Annotated in this window: 10 protein-coding genes; 7 read left to right on the forward strand and 3 right to left on the reverse strand. The window is 73.1% G+C overall.

Translation table 11 applies throughout. The features are described 5' to 3' along the window. The first annotated feature begins 12 nt into the window (after positions 1-12). Genes ACIQRW_RS35405 through ACIQRW_RS35420 form a run of 4 tightly spaced genes read left to right on the forward strand, consistent with a single transcriptional unit; the run spans position 13 to position 5,754 of the window. Positions 13-1,749 (forward strand): cobyric acid synthase, encoded by a 1,737-nt coding sequence (locus ACIQRW_RS35405; RefSeq protein ID WP_403768669.1) that lies wholly within the window; start codon positions 13-15, stop codon positions 1,747-1,749. Continuing rightward, positions 1,746-3,809, forward strand: a complete 2,064-nt coding sequence (locus ACIQRW_RS35410; RefSeq protein ID WP_403768672.1) for a putative cobaltochelatase — start codon at positions 1,746-1,748, stop codon at positions 3,807-3,809. Before ACIQRW_RS35405 ends, ACIQRW_RS35410 begins: the two co-directional genes overlap by 4 nt. After that, a complete protein-coding gene (gene cobO, locus ACIQRW_RS35415) occupies positions 3,809-4,408 on the forward strand; it encodes a cob(I)yrinic acid a,c-diamide adenosyltransferase (RefSeq protein ID WP_015607771.1) in 600 nt (199 codons plus the stop codon). The genes ACIQRW_RS35410 and cobO overlap by 1 nt, the downstream gene beginning before the upstream one ends. Continuing rightward, the gene (locus ACIQRW_RS35420; protein WP_403768675.1) at positions 4,402-5,754 is read left to right on the forward strand and encodes a cobyrinate a,c-diamide synthase; all 1,353 of its coding nucleotides are present in this window, start codon (positions 4,402-4,404) and stop codon (positions 5,752-5,754) included. The genes cobO and ACIQRW_RS35420 overlap by 7 nt, the downstream gene beginning before the upstream one ends. Before the next feature lie 98 nt (positions 5,755-5,852). On the opposite strand, the gene ACIQRW_RS35425 is transcribed toward ACIQRW_RS35420, so the two are convergent. Next, entirely contained in the window at positions 5,853-6,584 is a 732-nt protein-coding gene (locus ACIQRW_RS35425; protein WP_018957698.1) for a ZIP family metal transporter, read from the reverse strand. Positions 6,585-6,747: 163 nt separating this feature from the next. On the opposite strand from ACIQRW_RS35425, the gene cobC reads away from it, so the two are divergent. Then, the gene (gene cobC / locus ACIQRW_RS35430) at positions 6,748-8,349 is read left to right on the forward strand and encodes an Rv2231c family pyridoxal phosphate-dependent protein CobC (RefSeq protein WP_403768678.1); all 1,602 of its coding nucleotides are present in this window, start codon (positions 6,748-6,750) and stop codon (positions 8,347-8,349) included. 58 nt (positions 8,350-8,407) lie between these two features. Here cobC and ACIQRW_RS35435 read toward each other — a convergent pair whose 3' ends face one another. Both ACIQRW_RS35435 and ACIQRW_RS35440 read right to left on the reverse strand, forming a co-directional pair. After that, positions 8,408-9,379 (reverse strand): SCO1860 family LAETG-anchored protein, encoded by a 972-nt coding sequence (locus tag ACIQRW_RS35435; protein WP_403768681.1) that lies wholly within the window; start codon positions 9,377-9,379, stop codon positions 8,408-8,410. 306 nt (positions 9,380-9,685) lie between these two features. Then, positions 9,686-10,786 carry an amidohydrolase family protein gene (locus tag ACIQRW_RS35440; RefSeq protein WP_403768683.1) on the reverse strand — a complete coding sequence of 367 codons (1,101 nt, stop codon included), beginning with the start codon at positions 10,784-10,786 and terminating at the stop codon, positions 9,686-9,688. Positions 10,787-10,863: 77 nt separating this feature from the next. Here ACIQRW_RS35440 and ACIQRW_RS35445 point away from each other — a divergent pair, with 77 nt between their 5' ends. Together ACIQRW_RS35445 and ectA are read left to right on the forward strand one after the other, a co-directional pair. Further along, a complete protein-coding gene (locus tag ACIQRW_RS35445) occupies positions 10,864-11,970 on the forward strand; it encodes a pyridoxal-phosphate-dependent aminotransferase family protein (RefSeq protein WP_403768685.1) in 1,107 nt (368 codons plus the stop codon). A 308-nt stretch (positions 11,971-12,278) separates the two neighbouring features. Next, positions 12,279-12,809 (forward strand): diaminobutyrate acetyltransferase, encoded by a 531-nt coding sequence (gene ectA / locus ACIQRW_RS35450; protein WP_403768688.1) that lies wholly within the window; start codon positions 12,279-12,281, stop codon positions 12,807-12,809. The last annotated feature ends 48 nt before the right edge of the window (positions 12,810-12,857 follow it).

The raw sequence follows: 12,857 nt of genomic DNA on the forward strand, positions 1-12,857 counted from the left end.
ACGGGAGCGGGCATGAGCGGCGGGCTGCTGGTCGCGGGGACCACATCGGACGCGGGCAAGAGCGTCGTCACGGCGGGCATCTGCCGGTGGCTGGTGCGCCGGGGCGTGAAGGTCGCGCCCTTCAAGGCCCAGAACATGTCCCTGAACTCCTTCGTGACCCGACAGGGCGCGGAGATCGGCCGGGCCCAGGCGATGCAGGCGCAGGCCGCCCGGGTGGAGCCGACGGCCCTGATGAACCCGGTGCTGCTGAAGCCCGGCGGCGACCGGTCCAGCCAGGTCGTGCTGATGGGCAAGCCGGTCGGCGAGATGAGCGCCCGGGGGTACCACGGGGGGCGGCAGGAGGCGTTGCTCGGGACGGTGACGGACTGTCTGGAGGAGCTGAGGTCGACCTATGACGCCGTGATCTGTGAAGGCGCCGGGTCCCCGGCCGAGATCAATCTGCGGCGCACGGACATCGTGAACATGGGGATCGCGCGGGCCGCGAAGTTCCCCGTCCTGGTGGTGGGGGACATCGACCGGGGCGGCGTCTTCGCGTCGTTCTTCGGGACGACGGCGCTGCTGGGCCCCGAGGACCAGGCGCTGGTCGCGGGGTATCTGGTGAACAAGTTCCGGGGCGATGTCTCACTGCTGGAGCCGGGCCTGGACATGCTGTACGGGCTGACCGGGCGGCGGACGTACGGGGTACTGCCCTACGCCCACGGGCTCGGTATCGACGAGGAGGACGGCCTGCGGGTGTCCCTGCGGGGTGCGGTGCGGGAGTCGGTCGTGGCTCCCCCGCACGGCGAGGACGTGCTGCGGGTGGCGGTCTGCGCCGTGCCGCTGATGTCGAACTTCACGGACGTGGACGCGCTGGCCGCCGAACCGGGCGTCGTCGTGCGGTTCGTGGACCGGGCGGAGGAGCTGGCCGACGCGGACCTGGTGATCGTGCCCGGGACGCGCGGCACGGTGAAGGCGCTGGCCTGGCTGCGCGAGCGGGGTCTCGCGGACGCTCTGGTGCGGAGGGCTGCGGAGGGCCGGCCGGTGCTGGGGATCTGCGGCGGGTTCCAGGTGCTCGGCGAGCGGATCGAGGACGAGGTGGAGTCGCGGGCCGGTGTCGTGGACGGGCTCGGGCTGCTGCCGGTGCGCATCCGCTTCGACCGGGACAAGACGCTGGCGCGGCCGGTCGGTTCGGCGCTGGGCGAGCCGGTGGAGGGGTACGAGATCCACCACGGGGTGGCCGATGTGCGGGGCGGGGAGCCGTTCCTCGACGGGTGCCGGGTGGGGGCGGTGTGGGGGACGCACTGGCACGGGTCGCTGGAGAGCGACGCGTTCCGGCGGCGGTTCCTGGTGGAGGTGGCCCGGGCCGCCGGGCGGCGGTTCGTGCCGGCGCCGGACACGAGTTTCGGGGTGTTGCGGGAGGAGCAGCTGGATCGGCTCGGGGATCTGGTGGAGGAGCACGCGGACACGGACGCGTTGTGGCGGTTGATCGAGGGGGGTGCGCCTGCGGGGTTGCCGTTCGTGCCGCCGGGGGCACCGCCGTTGAGCACGGGTGCTCCGGAGAGCCGGGGCGCTGCCCCGGACCCCGCTCCTCAATCGCCGGAGGGGCTTGATTTCGCCGGGTCCGCTGACGCAAGGCCCCAGGGGCTTGGAATGGCTCGCCCGGAGGCGCTGGAAGAAGCCCGGAAGCCCCAGGGGCTTGATGTTGCCGGGTCCGCTGAGGCAGCGCCCCCGGAGCTTGATCTTGTTGACGTCGACCAGGAGGCCAAGTGAGTACGCCGTATCCCTTCACCGCGATCGTCGGGCAGGACGACCTGCGGCTCGGGCTGTTGCTGAACGCGGTCAGTCCGGCTGTCGGCGGGGTGCTCGTGCGGGGCGAGAAGGGGACCGCCAAGTCCACCGCCGTGCGCGCGCTCGCCGCCCTCATGCCGGAGGTCTCCGTCGTGCCGGGGTGCCGGTTCTCCTGTGATCCCGTCTCCCCCGATCCGGCGTGTCCCGACGGGCCGCACGCGGAGGCCGCCGGTGTGTCGCGGGCCGCGCGGACCGTGGAGCTGCCCGTCGGCGCGTCCGAGGACCGGCTCGTGGGGGCGCTGGACATCGAGCGGGCGCTGTCGGAGGGGGTGAAGGCGTTCGAGCCGGGGCTGCTGGCCGACGCGCACCGCGGGATCCTGTACGTCGACGAGGTCAACCTCCTCCACGACCACCTGGTGGACCTGCTGCTGGACGCGGCGGCCATGGGCGCCTCGTACGTCGAGCGCGAGGGCGTCTCCGTACGGCATGCGGCACGGTTCCTGCTGGTCGGGACGATGAACCCGGAAGAGGGCGAGCTGCGGCCGCAGTTGCTGGACCGGTTCGGGCTGACCGTCGAGGTGGCCGCCTCGCGGGACACCGACGAGCGGGTCGAGGTCGTGCGGCGCAGGCTCGCGTACGACGACGACCCCGAGGGGTTCGCCGCGCGCTGGGCCGGGGAGGAGGGCGCCCTGCGGGAGCGCATCGCCGCCGCGCGCGCCCTGCTGCCCCGCGTCGTGCTCGGTGACGGCGTGTTGCGGCAGATCGCCGCGACCTGCGCCGCGTTCGAGGTCGACGGGATGCGGGCCGACATCGTGATGGCCCGTACCGCGACCGCGCTGGCCTCCTGGGCCGGCCGTGAGGAGGTCACCGCCGACGATGTGCGGCGGGCCGCTCTCCTCGCGCTCCCCCACCGGCGTCGCCGCAACCCGTTCGACGCGCCCGGCCTGGACGAGGACACGCTCGACCGGACCCTGGACGAGGCCGGTCCGCAGGAGAGCGACGACGGCGGTGACCAGCCCGATCCCGATCCCGACGGCGGCGGGAATGATGACGGAGGTGGTGGCGGTGGTGGCGGTGGTGGCGGTGTGCCGCCGCAGGCCGACGGAGACCGTACGCCGCCGCAGGGTGAGGGCGGCAGCGACAGCGACACGCCGTCCGGGGCCCCCGAGGGCAGCCCCGACGCGCCCGGCCGGTCCACCGGGGCCGAGCAACGGCCCGTGGCGTCAGCCGAGCCGTTCCGGACGAAGATGCTCAGCGTGCCGGGGCTCGGCGAGGGCGCTGCGGGGCGGCGCTCCCGGGCCCGTACCGAGCACGGGCGTACGACCGGCGCGCGCCGCCCGCAGGGGGCTTTGACCAAGCTGCACCTGGCCGCGACCGTCCAGGCCGCCGCCCCGCACCAGCGGGCGCGCGGGCGTTCCGGGCGAGGGCTCGTGGTGCGCCGGGACGATCTGCGGCAGGCGACCCGGGAGGGGCGTGAGGGCAACCTCGTGCTGTTCGTCGTGGACGCGTCGGGCTCGATGGCGGCCCGGCAGCGGATGAGCGCGGTCAAGGGGGCCGTGCTGTCGCTGCTGCTGGACGCCTACCAGCGGCGGGACAAGGTCGGCCTGGTCACCTTCCGGGGCAAGGAGGCGGAGGTGGCGCTGCCGCCGACCTCGTCCGTGGACGCGGCCGCCTCCCGTCTGGAGTCGCTGCCGACCGGGGGCCGCACCCCGCTGGCCGCCGGGCTGCTCAAGGCCCATGACGTACTGCGGGTGGAGCGGCTGCGCGATCCGTCGCGGCGGCCGCTGCTCGTCGTGGTCACGGACGGCCGGGCTACCGGCGGGCCGGAGCCGGTGGCGCTCGCGGGGCGGGCCGGGCGGCTGCACCGCACGGAGGGGACGGCATCCGTCGTCGTGGACTGCGAGTCGGGGTACGTACGCCTCGGTCTCGCCGGGGAGTTGGCCCGGGAACTGGGAGGCACCGCCGTCACGCTCGGCGAGCTGCGGGCCGACTCGATCGCCGGGCTCGTCAAGGACGTCACCGCAGCCGGGAGGGCCGCTTAATGCCGCAGGGACAGCCGACATCGGTGCCGGACGACGGGCTCACCACCCGTCAGCGGCGCAACCGCCCGCTCCTGTTCGTCCACACGGGCATCGGCAAGGGCAAGTCGACGGCCGCCTTCGGGCTCGCGTTGCGGGCCTGGAACCAGGGCTGGCCGATCGGGGTGTTCCAGTTCGTGAAGTCCGCGAAGTGGAAGGTCGGCGAGGAGAACGCGCTGAAGGTCCTCGGAGCGAGCGGTGAGGGCGGCACCGTCGACTGGCACAAGATGGGCGAGGGCTGGTCCTGGGTCCAGCGCGACGGTCAGCTGGACAACGAGGAGAAGGCCCGCGAGGGCTGGGAGCAGGTCAAGCGCGACCTGGCGGCCGAGACGTACAAGCTGTACGTGCTCGACGAGTTCGCGTACCCGATGCACTGGGGCTGGATCGACACCGACGAGGTCGTCGAGGTGATGCGGAACCGGCCCGGCACCCAGCATGTGGTGATCACCGGCCGCAACGCGCCGGACAAGCTGATCGAGGCCGCCGACCTGGTGACCGACATGTCGAAGGTCAAGCACCCGATGGACGCGGGGCAGAAGGGCCAGAGGGGCATCGAGTGGTGACGGTCCCCCGTCTGGTCATCGCCGCTCCGGCCTCGGGCAGCGGCAAGACCACCGTCGCCACCGGGCTGATGGCCGCCTTCGCCGCGCGCGGGCTCGCCGTCTCCCCGCACAAGGTGGGGCCGGACTACATCGATCCGGGCTATCACTCGCTGGCGACGGGACGCCCCGGCCGCAATCTCGACGCGTACATGTGCGGGACGGACCTGATCGCCCCGCTGTTCGCGCACGGGTCGGCGGGGTGCGACCTCGCCGTGGTCGAGGGTGTGATGGGGCTGTACGACGGTGCCTCGGGCCAGGGGGAGCTGGCGTCCACCGCGCAGGTGGCGAAGCTGCTGCGCGCCCCCGTGGTGCTGGTGGTGGACGCTTCCTCGCAGTCCCGTTCGGTGGCGGCCCTGGTGCACGGGTTCGCCTCCTGGGACCCCGAGGTCCGGATCGGCGGGGTGATCCTGAACAAGGTGGCCTCCGACCGGCACGAGGCGCTGCTGCGGGACGCGTTGGACGAGTCGGGGCTGCCGGTCCTGGGCGTGCTGCGGCGGGCCACGCAGGTGGCGACGCCCTCGCGCCATCTGGGGCTGGTCCCGGTGGCCGAGCGGGGCTCCGAAGCGGTGGACGCCGTGGCGGCGATGGGCGATCGGGTGCGCGCCGGGTGCGACCTGGACGCGCTGATGGCGCTGGCCCGGACCGCGCCGGCCCTGCCGGACGCCGCGTGGAAGCCGACGCCCGCCGCGGTCACCGGTTCGGCGCGGCCCGTCGTGGCCGTGGCCGGCGGGGCGGCGTTCACCTTCGCGTACGCGGAGCACGCCGAGCTGCTGACGGCGGCCGGTGCGGAGGTCGTGATCTTCGACCCGCTGCGGGACGAGAAGCTGCCGGTGGGCACGGCGGGGCTCGTCATCGGCGGCGGGTTCCCGGAGATGTACGCCCCCGAGCTGTCGGCCAACGAGCCGTTGCGGCGGGCGGTGACGGAACTGGCCCTGAGCGGCGCCCCGGTGGCGGCCGAGTGCGCGGGGCTGTTGTATCTGGCGCGGGAGCTGGACGGGAAGCCCATGTGCGGGGTGCTGGACGCCGAGGCCCGGATGTCCGAGCGGCTCACGCTCGGGTACCGCCAGGCGGTGGCGGTGTCGGACAGTGCGCTGGCGGTGGCGGGGACCCGGATGCGCGGTCACGAGTTCCACCGCACGGTGCTGGAGCCGGGGGCGGGGACCACGCCCGCCTGGGGCATGCACCAGCCGGAGCGGCGGGTCGAGGGGTACGTCCAGCGGGGCGTTCACGCGAGCTATCTGCACACCCACTGGGCCGCGTCGCCCGGGGTGGCCCGGCGGTTCGTCGAGCACTGCCGGGCGCGGTGAACCCACCGCCCGGGCCCGGTGGGCCACTGTCCGGGCCCGGTGGGCCACTGCCTAGGGGGCGCGTCCGTCGCGACGGGGCGCTCGGGCGTACGCGTGGCTCACTCCGCGATGCCGACGACCAGCCAGATGAAGCCCACGCCCCCGATGGTGCAGAGAAGGGTGGAGCGGGCGGGATGGGTGTGGTGCGCCTCGGGAAGGATCTCCGCAGCGGCCAGGTAGAGCAGCGCTCCGCCGAAGAAGCCGAGATAGCCGCCGAGCAGTTCCTCCGGAAGGGTGAACAGCAGCGTCGTCGCGGCGCCCACGACCGGTGCCGCGGCAGCCGCGAACAGCATCAGGAGCGCCTTGCGTCGGGCGTTCCCGTAAAGACTGGTGAGGGTGTACGTGTTGAATCCGTCGGCGAAGTCATGACTGATCACCGCCAGCGCGACGGCCACGCCCATGGAGCCGCTGACCTGGAAGGCGGCGCCCAGCGCGATGCCGTCCATCAGACTGTGGACGACCATCGCTGCGGCCGCCGTCAGCCCCACCTGCGGGACGCGGTCGCCGTGGTGGCCGCTCGCCCCGTGTGCCACCTGGCGTCCGGCGAGCAGCCGCTCGACCAGATGGGCCGCCAGGAAGCCGCCGACGAACAGCAGCAGGGCGGCGGGCACCCCGAACACCGGGGTGCCCGCCGCCTCGATCGCCTCGGGCAGGAGGTCGAGTCCGACCACGCCGAGCATCAGCCCGCCCGCGAGGCCGAGCACCAGGTGACGGCGGTCGGTGACGCGTTGTGCGACCCAGCCGCCGGCCAGAGTCATCAGGAACGCGCCGAGCGCGACGAACACCGCCATGGGGCCTTGCTAGCCGATCGGGGCCTCTCTCCGCATCTCAGGGTGTCCTTACCGGCGGCGTCCGCCGTACCTCTCCCCCCGCCCGTTTCCGTATACGGAACGGCCCCGCCGCCTCCTCCCCCGCACCACCGGGACGTATGACCTGAAAGGCAGGACTCCGCCGATGACCGGAGCATCCGTCGGCACCGGACCGGAGTCCGGGGCTCGCAGTCTGGTGGTGGGGGTCGGCGCACGCCGGGGCGCCCCCGGTGATGTGGTGTTCGCCCTGATCGAGGCGGTGTTGAGCGGGGCGGGGCTGGACGCGGCGGACGTGCTGGAGGTGGCGACGGTCGACGCCAGGGCGGAGGAGCCGGGGATCGTGGGGGCGGCGGCCCGGCTCGGGGTGCCGCTGCGGACCCATCCGGCCGGGGCGCTGGCCGCGGTCCGCGTGCCGCACCCCTCGGGCGCGGTGGGCGCCGCGGTGGGGACCCCGTCGGTCGCGGAGGCTGCGGCGCTGATCGAGGCGGACGAACTGGTGGTGCCGAAGACCCGCGCCCCGGGCGGGAAGGCCACCGGCAGGGGGATGGCGACCTGCGCGGTGGCCCGCCGGTTTCCGGCGGTCGCCGGGACTTTCGAGGTTTCCGGGAGGAAAACTTCCACCTCACCGGTGACGTCGGGCTCCCACCCGTTCACCATGGCTGCCATGAATCCCCCCACGCGGAACATCGAGAGCGCAGGGCCCGACCTGCGCCACCACGGCGACGCGGAGGTGCGCGGCGAGAATCTGACCGATCTCGCCGTGAACGTCCGTACCCACACTCCCCCGGAGTGGCTGCGCGAGCGGATAGCCGCGTCGCTCACCTCGCTGGCCTCCTACCCGGACGGGTCCTCCGCCCGTGCCGCGGTCGCCGGCCGGCACGGGCTGCCGGTGGAGCGGGTGTTGCTGACGGCGGGCGCGGCCGAGGCGTTCGTCCTGATCGCCCGTGCCCTTCCGGCCCGTTGTCCGGTCGTGGTGCATCCTCAGTTCACGGAGCCGGAGGCGGCTCTGCGGGCGGCCGGGCACGGGGTGGGCCGGGTGCTGCTGCGCGCCGAGGACGGCTTCCGGCTCGATCCGGAGGCGGTGCCCGAGGAGGCGGACCTCGTGGTGATCGGCAACCCGACGAACCCGACGTCCGTGCTGCACCCGGCGGCGCTGCTGGAGCGGTTGGCGCGGCCGGGGCGGACGTTGGTGGTCGACGAGGCGTTCATGGACGTCGTGCCGGGTGAGCGCGAGGCGCTGTGCGACCGGACGGACGTCCCGGGGCTCGTGGTGCTGCGCAGCCTCACCAAGACGTGGGGGCTCGCCGGGCTGCGGATCGGTTATGTCCTGGCGGCTCCGGAGACCGTGGCGCTGCTGTCCGAGGCGCAGCCGCTGTGGCCGGTGTCGTCGCCGGCGCTGGCGGCGGCGGAGGCGTGCATGGAGCCCAGGGCGCTGGTGGAGGCGGCCGAGGCGGCGGACCGGATCACGGTGGACCGGGCCCATCTGCTCGCCGGGCTGGCCGAGTTCAGCGAGGTGGAGGTGGTGGACGCGGCGCGGGGGCCGTTCGTCCTGGTGCGTCTTGAGCGGGCGGCGGAGGTTCGGGAGCGGTTGCGGCTGTTGGGCTTCGCGGCCCGGCGCGGGGACACGTTCCCGGGGCTGGGGCCGCAGTGGCTGCGGCTCGCGGTCCGCGACCGGGCCACGACCAATCGTTTCCTCCAGGCCCTGGACCAGGCCGTGCAGGCGCTGCCCGCGAGATCGGGGCGCTGAGGGGCCCGGCAGGGGCGGGGGCGGCGTTCGTGGTGCGAACGCCGCCCCCTCACGCGTATCAGCTCTGGCTGCTGCCACGCCTGCGGGCCAGCACCGTCGCGCCCGCGCCGACCGCCAGCAGCAGGGCCGCTCCGCCCGCGATGTACGGGGTGGTGGAGCTGCCGCCGGTCTCGGCGAGGTTGGCCTCGGTGGGGGCGGTGTCGGAGCCGGTCTGCGTCTTCACGTCGCCGCCGCTCGTGCCACCGTCGCCGCCCGTGGAACCGCCGTCCGTGGAGCCCGGCTCCTCGGGGGTCTTCGGCTCCTCGGGGGTCTTCGGCGCCTTCGGGGTCTCGCAGGTCGCCTCGGCGAGGGTGACCTCGCCCTCCACCTCGGCGACGTTGAGATTCAGCGGGTTGACCGAGACCTTGAGCTGGAGCGCCGTCGCGGCCGCCGTGCGCTCGGTGGTGACCGTCTTGGAGAGGTCGAGGGAGACCTCGCCGACGCCCGGCACCGCCACCCGGGTCGGTCCGCCCGCGCTGAGCGTCACCTTCTTGCCGAGCACCGCGACATGGCCGAGCACGTTCGACTCGGCGACGGGCTTCTTGCCGGTCTCGCAGACCGCCTTGGAGGTGACCTTCTCGACCTCGATGAGCGAGAGCACCGGCAGTCCGGGGACATGGATCCTGGCCTTCGCCAGGTTGGTGTAGCCCTCGGCCCCGTGCTCGTCGACGGTGGCGTTCGCGGTGGCCACGTCGGCGCGCAGGACGCTGACCGGGGCTCCGCCCTCCACTCCGTCCACGTTCACGCTGAGCGCGGTCTTCTCGGCGCTGGCCGGGGCCGTCACCTCGTTGAGCGTGACCTTGAGGGGCACCTGGACGGACTTGTTGAGGAGCGAGACGTCGAGCCCGGTACGGAGCACGACCGCGCTCGCCCTGCCCTCGCCGCCGGTGGTGGGCGTCGCCGGGGCTGCGTGCGCGGGGACGGCGGCAAGCAGCGCGACGGGGCCGGCGGCGACGGCCAGGGCGGCGAGACGGAAGGTGTTGCTGTTCAAGATGGTGGAACCCCCACAAGAGACATGGAGCCACCGGCACAGTCCAATGGGGGACATCGCCTGCGCCGGTGGCCTCGACTCCGTGAATCTTTACGCACTGAGGGTGAACTGACGGGCACCTGGCGTGAGTTCACCCCAAAGGGGGTTTCCGCGCGCATATTCGAATCTTACGGCACGTGCGTTCGGCGGCGTCACTCGTTTTACCCGGCACGAGCCCTACGGAGTGCGCTCGCGCCGGAGCGTGCGCAGAGGTGCTTCAACGATCCGGGGGCAGCATCCGTCACTGCTCGTCAACACAGCGACGGCTCATCCGATCACCCGCCCGTTCAGCACGATGTGCCGGGGGGCCGCCAGCACCCGGACGTCCGCGCGCGGGTCCTCGTCGTACACGACTAGGTCCGCCGGCGCGCCCTCCTCCAGCACGGGGCGGCCCAGCCAGCGTCTGGCCCCCCACGTGGTGGCGGAGAGGGCCTCCAGGGGCGGGATGCCCGCCTTGACCAGCTCGGCGACCTCGCCCGCGACCAGGCCGTGCGCCAGGGACCCGCCCGCGTCGGTGCCGACGTAGACGGGGATCCCCGCGTCGTACGCGGCGCGCACGGTGTCGTAGCGGCGGTCGTACAGCTGCCGCAGATGGGCCGACCAGCGGGGGAATTTGGCCTCGCCTCCGGCCGCGAGGTCGGGAAAGGTGGCGATGTTGACCAGCGTCGGGACGATCGCGACCCCCCGCTCGGCGAAGAGCGGGATGGTGTCCTCGGTGAGGCCGGTGGCGTGCTCGACGCAGTCGATGCCCGCCTCCACCAGGTCGGTGAGCGACTCCTCGGCGAAGCAGTGCGCGGTGACACGGGCGCCCAGCCGGTGCGCCTCGGCGATGGCCGCCTCGACCTCGCCGCGCGGCCAGCAGGCGGTCAGATCGCCGGCGTCGCGGTCGATCCAGTCCCCCACCAGCTTGACCCAGCCGTCCCCGCGCCGGGCCTCCCGGGCCACGTACGCGACGAGGTCGCCGGGCTCGATCTCATGGGCGTAGTCGCGGATGTAGCGGCGGGTCCTGGCGATGTGACGGCCGGCCCTGATGATCTTCGGCAGGTCCTCGCGGTCGTCGATCCACCGGGTGTCGGAGGGCGATCCCGCGTCCCGGATCAGCAGGGTTCCGGCCTCCCGGTCGGTGAGCGCCTGCTTCTCGGCGGTCGCCGCGTCGACCGGGCCGTGCCGGTCCAGGCCCACATGGCAGTGCGCGTCGACCAGTCCGGGCAGCGCCCATCCCCTGACCGTCACCGCACCGTCGGCACCGGGCGGCCGCTCATAGGTGATCCGCCCGCCCACGGCCCACAGTTCGTCCCGCGCCTCGTCCGGGCCGACGAGCACCCGGCCCTTCACCCGCAGCACCCGCTGCTCCTCCTGATCACTCATACGCGGCACTGTACGAGGCCGTCGGTAGGCTGCCCGTGCGATTCCGACCGTCGAACGATCCCGAAGAGAGCCCCACCGTGACGCACCCCTTCCTCGACCTTCCCCCGCTCACCGCCGACCGTTTCGCGTCGATCGAGCGGCGCGTGGCCCGGCTCCTCGCCACGGAGCAGGACGTCGTCATCACCCAGGGCGAGGCGCTGCTGCCGCTGGAGGGCTGTATCCGCAGCGGCGCGCGGCCCGGCTCGACCGCGCTGAACGTGGTCACCGGACCGTACGGGCAGACCTTCGGCAACTGGCTGCGGGACTGCGGTGCGGAGGTCGTCGACCTCACGGTGCCCTTCCACGCCGCGGTCACCGCCGGCCAGGTCGCCGAGGCGCTCGCCGAGCACCCGGGGATCGACTTCGTCTCGCTGGTGCACGCGGAGGCGGCGACCGGCAACACCAACCCGGTCGCGGAGATCGGCGAGGTGGTCCGGGCGCACGGCGCGCTGTTCATGCTGGACGCGGTCGCCTCGGTGGGCGCCGAGCCGCTGCTGCCGGACGCCTGGGGCGTCGACCTGTGCGTGATCGGCGCGCAGAAGGCCATGGGCGGTCCCGCCGGGGTGTCGGCGGTGTCGGTGAGTGAGCGGGCCTGGGAGCGGATCGCCGCCAACCCGGCCGCCCCGCGCCGCTCCTACCTCTCCCTCCTGGACTGGAAGGAGCGCTGGATCGACGGCGGCCGAACGGCGCTGCCGCACGCCCCGGCGCAGCTGGAGATGCTGGGCCTGGAGGCCTGTGTGGCGCGGATCGAGGACGAGGGCCTGGACACGGTGATGGCCCGGCACGCCTCGGCCGCCGCGGCGGCCCGGGCCGGTGCGGTGGCGCTGGGCGGCGGGCTGGAGCCGTACGTCCACGAGGCGCGGGACGCGGCCCCGGTGGCGACGACGCTGCGCGCCCCGGCGGGGACGGACGCGGCCGCGCTGGTCGCGGGGGCGCTGGCGGCGGACCCCGCGCTGCCGCTCGTCGCGGGTGGCGGGGCGCTGTCCAAGGAGATGATCCGGGTCAACCATTACGGGGCGGATGCGACGCGGGGCGCGGTGCTGTCCTCGCTCGCGGCTCTGGGGGCGGTGCTGGCCGACGCGGGCCTGCCGGTCGATATCGAGGGTGCCCGGCGGGCTGTTTCGGAAACCTGGCCGAGCCTCTGATATTCATAATGTGGGAAGCTGCTTTATTAAAAGCAGCTTCCCACATTCTTCTGCCCGCTTTCCCGTCACCTAAACGGGCCAGTTTTTTCCGGCCTCGAACTTCATAATTCGGACACATCTCGCGAGAGTTACAACCCTGTGACCGACTCCACAAGAGCGGCGTTATGCCCGATTAATTCGGGACAAAGTGCAGGAAGTTGTACCCGAATCGCAGGGAACCTCGCGCACGCCTGATAGCACATGAGGGCCCTTCACCCAACCCTCTACGTCGATGCAATTTCGAAATTTGCTGGGTAAATTCAATTCGCATGACCGCCGCACCAGCAGATTTTGCCCGTGCCCGAAGCGAATTCCTCAGTATCGATGCGCCACGAGTGGAGGACGGAGCCGCGATCTGGCGCATAGCCCGCGACTCCAAGGTCCTGGACCTGAACTCCTCGTACAGCTACCTGCTGTGGTGCCGTGACTTCGCCGCGACCTCCGCCGTCGCCCGTGGCGAGAACGGCGAGCCCATCGCCTTCGTGACGGGCTACATCAGGCCCGACCGCCCCCAGACCCTCGTCGTCTGGCAGGTGGCCGTCGACCAGGCCCACCGCGGCAAGGGGCTGGCCGCTACTCTGCTGGACGCGCTGACCACCCGGGTCGCCGCCGGCCAGGGCCTGGCGTCCGTGGAGACGACGATCACGCCGGACAACACCGCCTCCGACCGGCTGTTCACGTCCTACGCCCAGCGCCACGACGTCGCGCTGGAGAAGGAAGTGCTCTTCGACGGCGCGCTGTTCCCCGAGGAGACGCACCTGCCCGAGGTGCTCTACCGGATAGGCCCGTTCGCCACCTGAGCCGCCCCGGCCACCGCACCCCGGCGTACCCGACCAGTACGCCCGGAC

It is taken from the genome of Streptomyces sp. NPDC091287 (assembly GCF_044768525.1).
Lineage (GTDB): Bacteria > Actinomycetota > Actinomycetes > Streptomycetales > Streptomycetaceae > Streptomyces.